Origin of the sequence: Bradyrhizobium sp. Pha-3, from assembly GCF_042258325.1 — a bacterium.
GTDB lineage: Bacteria > Pseudomonadota > Alphaproteobacteria > Rhizobiales > Xanthobacteraceae > Bradyrhizobium > Bradyrhizobium elkanii.
This window is the reverse complement of sequence record NZ_CP170151.1, coordinates 3,537,929-3,553,262: the sequence shown is the minus strand read 5'-3', so window position 1 is coordinate 3,553,262 and position 15,334 is coordinate 3,537,929. Positions and strand designations below refer to the sequence as shown.

The window sequence follows — 15,334 nt, the reverse complement described above, 5'->3', positions numbered from 1 at the left end:
CCTGGTTTGCAAGCCGGACGCGGTCAATGATCGGTGTAGCGTTCGCCTTCGGGGCGGCTCGCTGCATAAGAATGGGTCGCGTAACGCAGATTGCGTCCGGCGGCCTCCTGACGGTCGAGCCGGAAGCCTGGCTCCTCCTGCGGCCGGTTGACGATGAAGGAGATGCGAACCGACTCCCAGCCCGGGCTGGAATCAAAGCCGGAGACCCGGATGTAGCGGTCGCCATAGACCCGCCGGCAGTCGGCGAGCTCCTTCATGATGCCGGCCGCATCGCGCAGGTCGAACATCGGCAGGCCCCACATATCCCAATAGGTGTTGCGGGGATGCGGATCGTCGGTGAACTCGATGTTCACCGCCCAGCCCTTGTCGAGACAATATTGCACCTGTGCGGCGATCTGCTCGTCGGTGAGATCGGGCAGGAACGAGAAGCAGCCTTGGGTAACGCGCATGAGAACCTCCTCTCAGACCGCCATGCTCGGCGTGGGAACGAAATCGGGGGCGTCCGTCGACTCGTAGTTGAAGGTGACGTCCTTCCAGACATCGAGCGCCTCGCGCAGCGGCGTGCAGGTCTGCGCCGCCTTGGCCAGGATCTCCGGTCCCTCGTGGACGTAGTCGCGCCCCTCGTTGCGGGCGAGGATCATGGCCTCCAGCGCGACGCGGTTGGCGGTGGCGCCGGCCTGGATGCCGCGGGGATGGCCGATGGTGCCGCCGCCGAACTGCAGCACGACGTCCTCGCCGAGCAGATCGAGCAGCTGATGCATCTGGCCGGCATGAATGCCGCCGGAGGCCACCGGCATCAGCTTGTTGAGGCTCGCCCAGTTCTGGTCGAAGAACACGCCGTGCTCCAGGTGCAGCGGATTGAAGTCCTCGCGGCAGATGTCGTAATAGCCGCGGGTGGTGTTCGGATCGCCCTCGAGCTTGCCGACCACCGTGCCGGCATGGATGTGATCGACGCCGGCGAGCCGCATCCATTTCGCGATCACGCGGAACGAAACGCCGTGGCTGCGCTGCCGCGTGTAGGTCGAGTGGCCGGCGCGATGCAGATGCAGGATCATGTTGTTCTTGCGCGCCCACTTCGCCATCGACTGGATCGCGGTGTAGCCGATCACAAGGTCGATCATGACGATGTTGGAGCCGAGCTCATGGGCGAACTCGGCGCGCTCGTACATGTCCTCCATGGTCGCCGCGGTGACGTTGAGATAGGTGCCCTTGATCTCGCCGGTCGCGGCCTGCGCGCGGTTCACCGCCTCCATGCAGTAGAGGAAGCGCTCGCGCCAGTGCATGAAGGGCTGCGAGTTGATGTTCTCGTCGTCCTTGGTGAAGTCGAGCCCGCCTTTCAAAGCTTCATAAACAACGCGGCCATAGTTGCGGCCGGACAGGCCGAGCTTCGGCTTCACAGTGGCGCCGAGCAACGGACGGCCGAACTTGTCGAGCCGCTCGCGCTCCACCACGATGCCGGTCGCCGGGCCCTGGAATGTCTTCACATAGGCGGTCGGCAGCCGCATGTCCTCGAGCCGCAACGCCTTCAGCGGCTTGAAGCCGAACACATTGCCGATGATCGAGGCCGTCAGGTTCGAGATCGAGCCCGGCTCGAACAGATCGAGGTCATAGGCGATATAGGCGAAGTAGCTGCCCGGCGAATTCGGCACCGGATCGACGCGGTAGCACTTCGCCCGGTATTTCTCCGCCGCCGTCAGCCGGTCGGTCCACACCACGGTCCAGGTCGCGGTCGAGGATTCGCCCGCCACCGCCGCGCAGGCTTCGGTCGGATCGACACCATCCTGCGGCGTGACGCGGAACAAGGCGATGACGTCGGTGTCCTTGGGCTCGTAGTTCGGCTCCCAATAGCCCATCCGCTTGTATTCCATCACGCCGGACTTGTAGCGATCCTTGCCGCGCACCGTGATCGACTGCTGCATATTCATCGAAATCTCCTGTGGTTCGTCGCCCTTTGCTCAGGCGGCCTGGGTCATCTTTCCAATTTGCGGATCGAGCGCGCCGGCGCGATAGCGACGGGCCATTTCCGGCAGTGCAACCACCTTGATCCTGGCGGCATTGCCGGCCGTGCCGAACTGCTCGAAGCGGTCACGGCAGAGTTCGCGCAGCGCATCCATCGCAGGCTTCAGGAATTTGCGCGGATCGAACTCGCTCTTCGACTGAACGGCGACCTTGCGGAAGGCCGCCGCCATCGCCAGGCGGCAATCGGTGTCGATATTGACCTTGCGCACCCCGTGCTTGATGCCGCGAACGATCTCCTCGACCGGGACGCCCCAGGTCTGCGGCATCTCGCCGCCGAACTGGTTGAACATGTCCTGCAGCGGCTGCGGCACCGAGGATGAGCCGTGCATCACCAGATGCGTGTTCGGCAGGCGGCTGTGGATCTCCTCGACCACGCGCATCGCCAGGATCTCGCCGTCTGGCCGCCGCGTGAACTTGTAGGCGCCATGCGAGGTACCCATCGCGATCGCGAGCGCATCGACCTTGGTGGCGCGAACGAAATCGACCGCCTGGTCCGGGTCGGTGAGCAGTTGGTCCTGGCTCAGCTTGCCTTCGACGCCGTGACCGTCCTCCTGCTCGCCGCCGCCATGCTCCAGCGAGCCGAGCACGCCGAGCTCGCCTTCGACCGATGCGCCGACCCAGTGCGCCATCTCGACGACCCTGCGGGTGATGTCGACATTGTAATCATAGTCGGCCGCGGTCTTGGCGTCGGCCTTGAGCGAGCCGTCCATCATGACGGAAGTGAAGCCGTAGCGGATCGCGGTGGCGCAGGTCGCCTCTTCGTTGCCGTGGTCGAGATGCAGGCAGAGCGGAATCTGCGGATGCATCTCCTCGAGCGCGTCGATCATCTTCGCCAGCATGATGTCGTTGGCATAGGACCGCGCGCCACGCGAAGCCTGGATGATGACAGGCGCATCGCAGGCCGCCGCTGCCTCCATGATGGCAAGGCCTTGCTCCATGTTGTTGATGTTGAAGGCCGGAACGCCGTAGCCGCGTTCGGCGGCATGATCCAGCAACTGTCTCAGGGTTATCCGCGCCATGGTGCGTCCTCCTTTCAATTCGCTCGTTGAATGAGCTGTTTTGCTGCAGCAGCGATTGCCGCGGGCGTGATTCCGAATTCGCGGTAGAGCACGTCGGCAGGCGCCGAAGCGCCGAAGCCGGTCATGCCGACGAAGGCACCGTCCTCGCCGACCCAGCGCGCCCAGTCGCCCTCGACCGCAGCTTCCACGCCGACGCGCGGGGCGCTGCCCAGCACCTGGGCGCGATAGTCGCGCGGCTGCTGGCGGAACAGGTCGAAGCACGGGGCCGAGACGACCGCGGCCTGTACCCCGTCTTCCGCCAGCAGCTTTGCGGCTTCGAGCGCGATCGCCACCTCCGAACCCGTTGCAATCAGGGTGACGTCACGCGCGAAGGCCGGCTCGACGAGAACGTAGGCGCCGAGCGCGACCTGGTTGTCCTTGCTGCCGTCGCGAACCGTCGGCAGCGCCTGCCGCGACAGGCAGAGGATCGACGGCGAGGTCTCTGCCTTCAGCGCGCAGTCCCACGCTTCCGCGGTTTCGACGGCATCGGCCGGGCGGAACACCAGGACGTTCGGGATCGCGCGCAGCGCCGCCAGATGCTCGACCGGCTGATGCGTCGGCCCGTCCTCGCCGAGTCCGATGGAATCGTGGGTCATCACATGGATGACGCGGATCCCCATCAGCGCCGCGAGGCGGATCGCCGGCCGACTGTAATCGGCGAAGCTGAGGAAGGTGCCGCCATAGGGAATGAACCCGCCGTGCAGGGCGATGCCGTTCATCGCCGCGGCCATGCCATGCTCGCGGATGCCGTAATGGATATAGCTGCCGTCGAGCGTTTCCGGCCGCACCGAAACCTGCGACTTCGCCAGCGTCAGATTGGAATGCGTGAGGTCGGCCGAGCCGCCCAGCAGGTTGGGCAACGCCTCCGCGATCACGTCGATGACCTGCTGCGAGGCCTGCCGCGTGGCGAGCTTCGGCCGCTCGGTCGCGAACCGCGCCACCAACTTCGCCATCGCTTCGGCATAGGCGCAGGGCAATCTCCGGTTCAGCGCATCGTGGAACGGAGACCGCTCGGCCTTGTCGCCCTTGCAGGCGCTGCGCGAACGCTCGATCCAGGCCCGCCGCGCGTCGCGGCCGCGGCCGCCGAGCTCGCGCCACTCCGCCAGCACCGCGTCGGGAATTTCGAATGCCGGATACGGCCAGCGCAGCGCGGCACGGGTCTTCGCCACCTCATCGGCACCGAGCGGCGCGCCATGCACCTTTTCGCTGCCCTGCCGGTTCGGCGCACCGAACCCGATCACCGTTCGACAGGCGATCAACGACGGACGATCGCTCGATCGCGCCTGCCTGATCGCCGCGGTGATCGCCTGCGGATCGTGGCCGTCGATGCGGTTGACGTTCCAGCCGCTGGCCTTGAACCGCGCCGTCTGGTCGTCCGAGCAGGACAGCGAGGTGGCGCCGTCGATCGAGATATGATTGTCGTCGAACAGCACGATCAGACGATTCAGCCGCAAATGGCCGGCGAGCGAGATCGCCTCATGGCTGATGCCTTCCATCAGGCAGCCATCGCCGGCGATCACGTAGGTGTAGTGGTCGACGAGGTCGTCGCCGAAGCGCGCGTTCATCAGCCGCTCGGCGAGCGCCATGCCAACCGCGGTCGCAATCCCCTGCCCGAGCGGCCCGGTCGTGGTCTCGACACCCGGGGTGTGGCCATACTCGGGATGTCCCGGGGTTTTCGATCCCCACTGCCGGAACGCCTTGAGCTGGTCGAGCGTCATGCTCTCGTAACCGGTCAGATAGAGCAGCGCGTAGAGCAACATCGAGCCGTGACCGGCCGACAGCACGAAGCGATCGCGGTCGGGCCAGGCCGGATCGGCCGGGTCGAATTTCAGGAAGCCCGTGAACAGCACGGTCGCGACATCGGCCATGCCCATCGGCATGCCGGGATGACCGGATTTCGACTGCTCCACCGCGTCGATGGCGAGGAAGCGGATGGCGTTCGCCATCTCGTCGTGGCTGATTTCGGGGCGGCTGGCAACGGACGCAAGTGCGGTCATATCGTTCGCCTCTTTCGTTCGATCAGTTGCAGGATCAGCGGGGTCAGGATGAGCTGCATCGCGAGGTCGAGCTTGGCGCCGTGCACCACGATCGAATTGGCGCGCGACATGAAGCTGTTCGGGATCATCGAGAGCAGATAGGGGAAGTCGATGCCGCGCGGGTTCTTCAGCCGGATCACGACCATCGATTCATCCGGCGTCGGGATCCAGCGCGCGATGAACGGGTTCGACGTATCGACGGTCGGCACGCGCTGGAAGTTGATGTCGGTCTCGGTGAACTGCGGGCAGATGTAATTCACATAGTCCGGCATGCGGCGCAGGATGGTGTCGGTCACCGCCTCGGTGGAGTAGCCGCGATGGCTGCGGTCGCGATGCAGCTTCTGGATCCATTCGAGGTTGATGACCGGCACGACGCCGATCTTGAGGTCGGCATGCTGCGCGACATTCACCTTGTCGGTGACGACGGCACCGTGCAGGCCCTCGTAGAACAGGAGGTCGGAATTCTCCGGCAGCGCCTCCCAGGCGGTGAAGGTGCCGGGCTTGGCGCCGTAGAGCCGCGCCTCCTCCTCGTCGTGCACATAGTGCCGCGTGGTTCCGGTGCCGGTCTCGGCGTAGTCGCTGAACAGCTTCTCCAGCTCCTCGAACAAATTGGTCTCGGGGCTGAAATGGCTGAAGTGCTTGTTGCCGCGCTCGGCTCTCTCCGCCATCAGGCTGCGCATCTCGGCGCGGTCGTAGCGGTGGAACGCGTCGCCCTCGATATAGGCGGCGACCACGTTCTCGCGGCGGAAGATGTTTTCGAACGTCTTCTTCACCGAGGTGGTGCCGGCCCCGGAGGAGCCGGTGATCGAGATGATGGGATGCCGGCGTGACATGCGGTCCTCCTCAGCGGAACAGGCCGCGCCGCGCGAACAGCGGGGCATCGCTGCTTTCGAACAACGGCTCGACGGTCAGGTGGATCGCATCGACGTCGCGCACGGCGCGCGTCGATCCCATGATCAGCGGCACGCGCTGATGCGGCGTACGTGCCGACAGTTCGAGAATGCGCGACCGGCCGTTCGAGGCGGCGCCGCCCGCCCATTCCATGATCAATGCGATGGGATGCGCCTCGTACAGCAGGCGCAGCCGGCCTTCGCGGTAGCCCTGGCGCGCATCCGCCGGATACAGGAACACGCCGCCGCGCATCAGGATGCGGTAGGCCTCCGCCACCAGCGAGCCGATCCAGCGCATGTTGAAGTCCTGCCCGCGCTCGCCGTTCACCCCGGCGAGACACTCGTCGATGTAGCTGCGCACCGGGCCGCTCCAGTGCCGCCGGTTCGAGGCATTGATGGCGAATTCCGATGCATCCTGCTGCACGCGCAGGTCACGCGCGGTCAGGACGAACTCGCCGGTTCGCGGGTCCAGCGTAAAGCAGTCGACATGCTGGTCGAGCGCCAGCACCAGCACGGTCTGCGGACCGTAGATGAAGCAGCCAGCGGCACATTGCGCCGTGCCGGGCTCGAAGAAGGTCGAGATGACGTCGTTTCCTTTCGGCCGGATCGAGAAGATCGTGCCGATCGAGATATTGTTTTCGAGATTGGCGGATCCATCGAGCGGATCGATCGCGACGCAGAGCGGCGCGTCGGGATCGAGCGTCTCGGGCAGTTCGACCTCCTCCGACAGCACTGCGGCGACCGGCGCGGTGCGCAGCGCGTTCCGCATCAGGTCGTCGGCGACGATGTCGATGGTCTTCTGGCGATCGCCGTCGGGATTGACCCCGCCGCTCTCGCCGCCGACGCCGGCGAGCGGCCCGGCGGCAATGATGCGCGAGAGCTCGATCGCGGCGCCCGCAAGGGCCTCGATCACCACAACGGTCGCGGCACGCAGCGGGTTGTGTTGCGTCGGCCACTCCAGATGGGCATGCAATGCAGGACGAATCTCCACCGGCCTCTCCCTATGATCGCGCCCTCTGTCCCGAGGCTTCGAGAGGCGACCTCAGGGGAGTCGCCTTCGCCCTATCAACGCGCGAATTGCCCAATTAGGGAAATTTTATTATCTTTGGTCCGGGCAAAGTATTTCTTATGGAGCTTGTCATGGCCGGCAACTTCTCGCGGGATCTCACCATCCGCCAGCTGCGGGCACTGTCGACCTTGCACGAGGCTGGTTCGATCACGTCCGCCGCCAACCGGTTGAACCTGACTCAGCCCGCGGTAACGCTGCAGCTCCGCAATTTGCAGGCGCTCGCGGGGTTGCCGCTGATCCAGCGCACCGGCGACGGCATGGCGCTGACGGATGCCGGCGCGCATGTGCTGACGCTGGTCGAGCGGATCGAGGCGGCGCTGAAGGACTGCGAGCAATCGCTCGACATGATCGCCGGCCGCAGCGGCGGCCGCGTCGCGATGGGCGCGGTCTCGACCGCCAAATACTTCGTGCCGTTTGCGATCGCGGCGTTCTCGCGCCGCTTTCCCAAGATCGAGGTCACGCTGCGGATCGGCAACCGCGAGGAGATTCGCGACGCGCTGCGCGGCTATGATCTCGACATCGCGGTGATGGGCCGGCCGCCGGCCGATGTCGAGGTGGAGATGAAGCCGCTCGGCCGGCATCCGCACTTCATCATCGCCGCGCCCGATCATCGGCTGGCGCGGCGGCGGCACGTCGCCCCCTCGGAGCTTGCCAACGAAACCTTCATCACCCGCGAGCAAGGATCAGGCACGCGGATGCTGATGCAGCAGTATTTCGAGCGGGTCGGGCTGGAGCCGAAGCTCGGCATGGCGATGGACAGCAACGAGACCATCAAGCAGGCTGTCATGGCCGGGCTCGGCATCGCCTTCATCTCCCAGCACACGGTGTTCCATGAGCTGGAGGACGGCCGGCTGGTGGTGCTCAAGGTGAAGGGCCTGCCGATCGTCCGGCAGTGGCACGCGATCAGGCGGACCGACAAGATCCTGCTGCCGCCCGCGCAGGCCATGCTGGACTTCCTCGGCAAGGAGGGCTGGCGCTATCTGCCGAATTCGCACTAGCGGCCGGGAGCCGCCACGACGCCCGATCGGCCGAGAAAATCGAGCCAGTGCCGTATGTTAGGCATTGAAGTTCCACGAAACGCATGTCACATCTTGACTGCGGTCACCCGGCGGACCGCACCCTGCGAGGGAGGTTGAACTGCAGAACCAGTCCCCGCCGACGCCCGACTTCAAGGCGTTATTCGAGGCGGCGCCCGGCCTTTATCTGGTGCTGACGCAGCCCGACTTCCGCATCGTGGCAGTGAGCGACGCCTATCTGCGCGCCACCAGGACCGAGCGCGCCGCGATCCTTGGGCGTGGGCTGTTCGAGGTGTTTCCCGACAATCCGGACGATCCGGCTGCCGACGGCGTGCGGAACCTGCGCGCCTCGCTCGAGCGCGTGGTCCAGTTCCGCCGCCCCGACACCATGACGGTGCAGAAATACGATATCCGCAAGCCCGAGTCGGAGGGCGGCGGCTTCGAGGAACGCTACTGGAGCCCGCGCAATTCGCCGGTGTTGGGGCCGAACGGGCAGTTCAACTACATCATCCATCGGGTCGAGGACGTCACCAGCTTCATTCAGCTGAAGCAGCGCGGCGCCGAGCAGGACCAGCTGACCGACCGGCTGCGCGAGCGCACCGAGCAGATGGAAGCGGAAATCTTCATGCGCGCCCGCGAAGTCGAGGCCGCCCGCGAACAGCTCGAAGCCGAACAAAAGCTGCGCCAGGTGCAGAAGATGGAGGCCGTCGGGCACCTCTCCGGCGGCATCGCGCATGATTTCAACAACATCCTGACCGTCATCACCGGCCTGATCGACATCCTCGCGGAAGCCGTTGAACATGATCCCGCGCTGTCGTCTGTCGCCAAGATGATCACCGACGCGGCGTTTCGCGGTGCAGAAGTGACCAAGCACCTGCTGGCCTTCTCGCGGCTGCAGCCGCTGCAACCGCGTGAAGCCAATCTCAACACCCTGGTGCAGGACACCGCGCGGCTGCTGCGCCCCTCGCTCGGCGAGCAGATCGAGATCGATACCGCGCTCGAGCCCGATGCCTGGTCGGCCTTCATCGATCCGAACCACATGGCGACCGCGCTGCTCAATCTCGCGGTCAATGCCCGCGATGCGATGCCCGATGGCGGCAAGCTGATGCTGGAGACCAGCAACGTCATCCTCGACGAGGTTTATGCCGTCGCCAACCCCGACGTGCGGGCGGGTGAATATGTGATGGTCGCGGTCAGCGACACCGGCGGTGGCATCCCGGCGGGGATCCGCGACAAGGTGTTCGAGCCGTTCTTCACGACCAAGGACACCGGCAAGGGCACCGGCCTCGGGCTCAGCATGGTGTACGGCTTCATCAAACAGTCCAACGGACACCTCAAGATCTATTCCGAAGAGGGCCACGGCACCTCGATCAAGCTCTATCTGCCGCGCAGCAGCGGCGACATGATCGACGTCGAGCCGCCTCCTCCGGTCGACACGCGCGGCGGCAATGAATCCATCCTGGTCGTCGAGGACGATCCGCTGGTGCGCAATTACGTCAGCGCCCAGCTCGAGCAGCTCGGCTATCGCACCATGGTCACCGCCAACGGCCCGGAAGCATTGGCTGCGGTCGACAACGGGTTCGTCTGCGACGTGCTGTTCACCGACGTCATCATGTCCGGCGGCATGAACGGCCGGCAGGTCGCCGATGCCGTGATGGCCAAACTGCCCTCGGTGCGCGTGCTCTTCACCTCCGGCTACACCGAGGACGCGATCATCCACCACGGCCGTCTCGACCCGGATGTGACGCTGCTGCCGAAGCCCTACCGCAAATCCGATCTCGCGCGGATGATACGGCAGGTGCTGGCCCAGCCGCCGGCGGCGGCAATGGGCAAGTGACGCGGGGCGTCACGCGTCTCCGTTCTGCTTCTTGATCTGGTTGGCCGGCACGGCGCATCCGGACAAAAACAGTGCCGCGCAGGCCTTGGCGCGGGCCTCGATCTGCGCCCGCGACGGCGGCGGCCTATGGCCGTACATCACGTCGCGTTGCGGCTGGAACACCAGCATGCCGAGCAGCATGCCCGCAGCGGCCTGCGCGTCGTCCACCGCGATCCGTCCCCGCCGCTGCTGCACGCCCAGCCACGCAGCCAGCGCGCCAAGGGTCCGCTGCATTGCCTTCTCGTAGAACATCTCGGCAATGTCGGGGAATTTGTCGCTGTCGGCCAGGATGATGCGCTGGAGCGCGATGACCTCGGCATCAAGTATCAGCTCGCCACACCTCGAGAGCGCCGCCTCCAATGCCGCCGCGATATCGCGGCCGTCGCAGGCGCCGAGATTTACGGCAGATATGAATCGGTCCATCCGGTCCGTCACCGTGCCCTCGAACAGCGCCAGCTTGGTCGGGATCAGCCGATAAAGTGTCTTCGTGGAGACGCCGGCGCGGCAAGCCACGTCGGCGATGTTGGCCGCAGCGAAGCCGCGCTCGGAGAACTCGCGCCGCGCGGCGTCATAGATCAGCGCACGCGTCTCGTCGTCGGAACGTAGCTGCGGCCGCCCGCGGCCGCGCCGCGCCGGTGCGCCTTGCTCAGTCTGATCCTTGTCATTCCGGTTCATCCGCGAGCCATGCTTTTAAATGATGCCTGTCATTCTATTGACACTCCCAATATGGGCTCTATTTTGGAAAACATCAAGTTTCCTAATTAATCCCACGGGCATCGGCCGAAATTGGCACGATTTTCCAACGGGATAGACGGATCAGGAGCGCCGCCATGAGCCAGCATGAGACATCATTCAAGGCCGAGAGCCAGGTTCCGGCCGAGACCGCCAGGCAATTGATCGCAAATCCGGAGGCCGCCAAGCCGCAAGCCGCCAAGGGCAGGCTTCGCCGCCTGCTGCTGGCCGGCGCGGCGCTCGCCGTGCTCGCGGGCGGGGCCTGGTACGGCTGGGACTACTGGACGGTCGGCCGCTTTCAGGTCTCGACCGACGACGCCTATGTGAAGGCCGACAACACGACGATCGCGCCAAAAGTCTCCGGCTATCTCAGCGCGGTGCTGGTGGGCGACAATGAGCACGTGCGCGCCGGCCAGATGCTGGCGCGGATCGACGATCGCGATTTCAGGGTCGCGCTGGATCAGGCCAAGGCCGACGTCGCCGCCGCCGAGGCCGCGATCGCCAGCAAGCATGCGCAGCTCGATGTGCAGCATTCCGTGATCGAAGCGGCACGCGCGACCCTCGCCGTGGACACCGCGACGCAGACCTTCGCCGAGCAGGAGAACAAGCGCTACACCGATCTCGCCGGCACCGGCTTCGGCAGCGTGCAGAACGCACAGCAGGCGCAGTCGCGCTACGCCAGCGCACAGGCCGCCGTCGCCCGCGATACCGCGAACCTCGCCTCCGCGCTCCGCCAGGTCGAGTTGCTCAAGGCCGACATTGCCCAGGCCGTCGCGTCACAGGCGCGCGCAACCGCGCTCCAGCATCAGGCCGAGTTGAACCTCGGCTACACCACCATATCAGCCCCGATCGACGGCGTGGTCGGCAACCGCACGCTCCGCACCGGCCAGTTCGTCCAGGCCGGCACGCAATTGATGTCGCTGGTGCCCGCCACCGGCGCCTATGTGATCGCGAACTACAAGGAGACGCAGCTCACCAATGTCCGCCAGGGTCAGCCGGTTGAGATCGCCGTCGACATGTTCCCCGGACAGGTCGTGCGCGGCCATGTCGACAGTCTCGCGCCCGCCAGCGGCCAGGAATTCGCGCTGCTGCCGCCTGACAATGCGACCGGCAACTTCACCAAGGTGGTGCAGCGCATTCCGGTGAAGATCAAGCTCGACGCGACGGCGGTCGAATTGCGGCCCGGCATGTCGGTCATCCCGACCATCGCAACCTTGTCGCAACCCGGCGAGGCGCCGCGCTCCAGCGCCTCTCCCAAGCTCGCTGTCGCCTCCTTCAAATAGGTGATGTCATGTCCGATCTCGCGCTCTCCTCCCCTTCTGCTGCGCCCCGCGCGGCAGCTGTAGCGGCCGATCCCAACCGTGCCAGCATGGCGGTCTGGATCTCCATCGTCGCCGCCATGATCGGCGCCTTCATGGCGATCCTCAACATCCAGATCACCAACGCCTCGCTGCTCAACATCGAGGGCGGCATCGGAACTGGCGTCGACAACGGCTCCTGGATCTCGACCTCCTATCTGATCGGCGAGATCGTGGTGATCCCGCTGACCGACTATCTCAGCCGGGTGTTTTCCTTCCGCAAAATCATCATCGGCTTCGCCACCCTGTTTGCGATCTTCTCGGTCGCCTGTGCCTTCACCCACGACCTGCCTTCGATGATCGCAATGCGCGGCTTGCAGGGCTTCTTCGGCGGCGTGCTGATCCCGATGGCCTTCACGCTGGTTTTCACCAAGCTGCCGAAGGCCCAGCAGCCGGTCGGCCTTGCCATGTTCGCGCTCGCGGTGACCTTTGCCCCCGCGATCGGACCGACCATCGGCGGCTACCTCACCGAGAATTACGGCTGGCAGACCATCTTCTTCGTCAATGTGATCCCGACCGCGGTGATGGTCATCACCCTCTATTTCACGCTGGAACGCCAGCCGATGCAGTTGCATCTGCTGCGCGAGGGCGATTGGCTCGGCATCGTCACGATGGCGATCGGCCTGTCGTCGCTGCAGGCCGTGCTCGAGGAAGGCAACAAGAACGACTGGTTCGGCTCGCCCTTCATCGTCAAGCTCGCGGTGATCGCCGCCGTCAGCCTCACTCTGTTCGTCTGGATCGAGCTCGTCGTGGAAAAGCCGCTGATCCGGTTGCGCCTCCTGACCCAGCGCAGCTTCGGCTTCGGCACCATCTCGGCGGTGTTCGTCGGCTTCGCGCTGTTCGGCTCGGTCTACCTGCTGCCGGCCTATCTCGGCCAGGTGCAGCGCTACAACGCCGAGCAGATCGGCCAGGTGCTGGCCTGGACCGGCCTGCCGCAGCTGATCCTGATCCCGCTGGTGCCGAAGCTGATGCAGCGTTTCGATCCGCGCTTCATCGCCTTCACCGGCATGATCCTGTTCGCGGTCTCCTCCTTCATGAACATCGCGATGTCGCTCGATTACTCCGGCGACCAGTTCTTCGTCCCGAACATCGTCCGTGCGATCGGCCAGGCGATCATGCTGGCGCCGCTATCGGCCGTCAGCCTCGGCAGCGTCGCGCCGCAGGACGCGGCGGCGGCCTCCGGCATCTCCAACATGATGCGCAATCTCGGCGGCGCGATCGGCACGGCCTTGCTCGCCACCATCGTCACCAAGCGCGAGCAATTCCACTCCAACATCATCGGCCAGTCGGTCGACCTCGGCCGCGAGGAAGTGCGCACCCGGATCGCCGAGGTGACCAACTACTTCCTCAGTCACGGCATCTCCGATCCGGCGACCGCGCACCACCAGGCGATCGTGGCGCTCGGCAATATCGTGAAGCGTCAGGCCCTGGTGCTTGGTTTCAGCGACACCTTTGCCGTGATCGGCATCGTGCTGGTGTTTGCCGCGATCGCGATCCTCCTGACCGGCAAGCCGAAGAACGCGGCCGGCGGCGGCGCGGCGCATTGATTTGTCGGGCGGCGGCCGCGGGCCGTCGCCCTCCCTTTTTGCTTGTCAGCTTGCCTCGCGCAGCTTGAAGCGCTGGATCTTCCCGGTCTGGGTCTTCGGCAGCGCCTCGACGAAGGCGATCGCGCGGGGATATTTATACGGCGCGATCGTCGCCTTGACGTGATCCTGCAGCAGCTTGATCTCGACATCGTCGCAGCGCGCGCCTTGCTTCAGCACGATGAACGCCGAGACGATCTGTCCCCGCTCCTCGTCCGGTGCGCCGATCACAGCGCACTCCGCGACATCGGGATGGCCGAGCAGCGCCGCCTCGACCTCAGGGCCGGCGATGTTGTAGCCCGCCGAGATGATCATGTCGTCGGCACGCGCCACGAACGACAGCCGGCCGTTCTCGTCGCTGACAAAGGCATCGCCGGTGATGTTCCAGCCGTCGCGGACATATTTGGTCTGCCTGGAATCCGCGAGGTAACGACAGCCGGTCGGACCGCGCACCGCCAGCTTGCCGACCTGCCCCGCCGGCAGCTCGTTCATGTCCTCGTCGACGATTTTGGCCTCGTAGCCGGAGACTGGCGTGCCCGTGGTGCCGCCGACGGCGCTGCCGGTGCGGTTGGTGATGAAGATGTGCAGCAGCTCGGTGCTGCCGATGCCGTCGAGGATCGGCTTGCCGGTCTTCTTCGTCCAGCTCTCGAACACCGGCGCCGGCAGCGTCTCGCCGGCCGAGACCGCCAGCCGCAGCGAAGACAGATCGGCGCCCTTGTCCATCGCCGCCATCATCGCCCGATAGGCGGTCGGCGCGGTGAAGCAGATCGTCGCCTTGTAAGTTTCGATGATCCGGATCATTTCGCTCGGCGCCGCGTTCTCCAGCAGCGTCGCCGTAGCCCCGAAGCGCAGCGGGAAGATCGCGAGCCCGCCAAGGCCGAAGGTGAAAGCAAGCGGCGGTGAGCCGACGAACACGTCGTCGGGTGTGACCTTGAGCACTTCCTTCGCGTAACCGTCGGCGACGATCAGGAGATCGCGGTGGAAGTGCATGGTTGCCTTGGGCTCGCCCGTCGTGCCCGACGTGAAGCCGAGCAACGCGACGTCGTCGCGGCCGGTCTTCACCGCATCGAACTTGACCGGCTTGTTCAGCGCGATCCGGTCGAGCTCGGCATCGTGGTTCTGCGTGCCGTCGAAATTGACGACCTGCTTGAGGAATTTGCTGGTCTTGGCGCAGGCCACCAGTTCATCCGCGATGCGGCTGTCGGTCAGCGCCAGCGAGATCTCGGCCTTGTCGACGATCTTGGCCAGTTCGCCGGCGCGCAGCATCGGCATGGTGTTGACGACGACGGCACCGGCCTTGGTCGCCGCGAGCCAGGCCGCGACCAGCGCAGGGTTGTTGCCCGAGCGGATCAGGACGCGATTGCCGGGCTTGACGCCGTAGTTCTCCACCAGGGCGTGCGCCAGGCGGTTCGACCAATCAAGCAGTTCCTTGTAGGTGCGCTGGCGGCCGTTGCCGATCAGCGCGATGCGATCGCCCATCCCCTGCTCGACGATGCGATCGGTCAGTTCGACCGCGGCGTTGAGATAATCGGGATATTGAAATTCCGGCCGGTCGAGCAGCAGCTGCGGCCATTGCGCTGATGGCGGCAGGTTGCGCCGTGCGAAATCGTCGACATGCCCGGATGGGCCGAGCCCGGGAAATTCACCTGACATTCGATCGCCCCTCGCTTTCCGTCCAGAAAGGCCAAGACCAATAT

General features: G+C 65.3%; 12 protein-coding genes. 4 read left to right on the top strand and 8 right to left on the bottom strand.

Translation table 11 applies throughout. The features are described from left to right. Positions 1-23: 23 nt before the first annotated feature. Genes ACE10X_RS16445 through ACE10X_RS16420 form a run of 6 tightly spaced genes read right to left on the bottom strand, consistent with a single transcriptional unit; the run spans position 24 to position 6,988 of the window. On the bottom strand, positions 24-449 hold the full coding sequence (locus tag ACE10X_RS16445) for a ribulose bisphosphate carboxylase small subunit (protein ID WP_304499520.1): 426 nt from the start codon (positions 447-449) through the stop codon (positions 24-26). A 12-nt stretch (positions 450-461) separates the two neighbouring features. Then, positions 462-1,919 (bottom strand): form I ribulose bisphosphate carboxylase large subunit, encoded by a 1,458-nt coding sequence (locus tag ACE10X_RS16440; RefSeq protein WP_038382128.1) that lies wholly within the window; start codon positions 1,917-1,919, stop codon positions 462-464. 36 nt (positions 1,920-1,955) lie between these two features. Further along, positions 1,956-3,038 carry a class II fructose-bisphosphate aldolase gene (fba, locus tag ACE10X_RS16435; protein WP_375764300.1) on the bottom strand — a complete coding sequence of 361 codons (1,083 nt, stop codon included), beginning with the start codon at positions 3,036-3,038 and terminating at the stop codon, positions 1,956-1,958. Between the two features lie 14 nt (positions 3,039-3,052). Beyond that, positions 3,053-5,074, bottom strand: a complete 2,022-nt coding sequence (gene tkt / locus ACE10X_RS16430; protein ID WP_038382121.1) for a transketolase — start codon at positions 5,072-5,074, stop codon at positions 3,053-3,055. Continuing rightward, positions 5,071-5,946 (bottom strand): phosphoribulokinase, encoded by an 876-nt coding sequence (locus ACE10X_RS16425; protein WP_028331481.1) that lies wholly within the window; start codon positions 5,944-5,946, stop codon positions 5,071-5,073. Before ACE10X_RS16425 ends, tkt begins: the two co-directional genes overlap by 4 nt. A gap of 10 nt (positions 5,947-5,956) precedes the next feature. Beyond that, entirely contained in the window at positions 5,957-6,988 is a 1,032-nt protein-coding gene (locus tag ACE10X_RS16420) for a class 1 fructose-bisphosphatase (RefSeq protein WP_375764584.1), read from the bottom strand. A 155-nt stretch (positions 6,989-7,143) separates the two neighbouring features. Here ACE10X_RS16420 and ACE10X_RS16415 point away from each other — a divergent pair, with 155 nt between their 5' ends. Continuing rightward, a complete protein-coding gene (locus tag ACE10X_RS16415) occupies positions 7,144-8,070 on the top strand; it encodes a LysR family transcriptional regulator (protein ID WP_028345195.1) in 927 nt (308 codons plus the stop codon). A gap of 208 nt (positions 8,071-8,278) precedes the next feature. Further along, positions 8,279-9,925, top strand: a complete 1,647-nt coding sequence (locus ACE10X_RS16410; RefSeq protein WP_038382123.1) for an ATP-binding protein — start codon at positions 8,279-8,281, stop codon at positions 9,923-9,925. 9 nt (positions 9,926-9,934) lie between these two features. On the opposite strand, the gene ACE10X_RS16405 is transcribed toward ACE10X_RS16410, so the two are convergent. Then, positions 9,935-10,639 carry a TetR/AcrR family transcriptional regulator gene (locus ACE10X_RS16405; RefSeq protein WP_038382124.1) on the bottom strand — a complete coding sequence of 235 codons (705 nt, stop codon included), beginning with the start codon at positions 10,637-10,639 and terminating at the stop codon, positions 9,935-9,937. Between the two features lie 155 nt (positions 10,640-10,794). On the opposite strand from ACE10X_RS16405, the gene ACE10X_RS16400 reads away from it, so the two are divergent. Both ACE10X_RS16400 and ACE10X_RS16395 read left to right on the top strand, forming a co-directional pair. Beyond that, complete coding sequence (locus ACE10X_RS16400) at positions 10,795-11,979, top strand: HlyD family secretion protein (protein WP_038382125.1); 1,185 nt, start codon at positions 10,795-10,797, stop codon at positions 11,977-11,979. Between the two features lie 8 nt (positions 11,980-11,987). Beyond that, positions 11,988-13,601, top strand: a complete 1,614-nt coding sequence (locus tag ACE10X_RS16395) for a DHA2 family efflux MFS transporter permease subunit (protein ID WP_028345199.1) — start codon at positions 11,988-11,990, stop codon at positions 13,599-13,601. A 45-nt stretch (positions 13,602-13,646) separates the two neighbouring features. Here ACE10X_RS16395 and ACE10X_RS16390 read toward each other — a convergent pair whose 3' ends face one another. Beyond that, a complete protein-coding gene (locus ACE10X_RS16390; protein ID WP_038382126.1) occupies positions 13,647-15,290 on the bottom strand; it encodes a benzoate-CoA ligase family protein in 1,644 nt (547 codons plus the stop codon). Between the last annotated feature and the right edge of the window lie 44 nt (positions 15,291-15,334).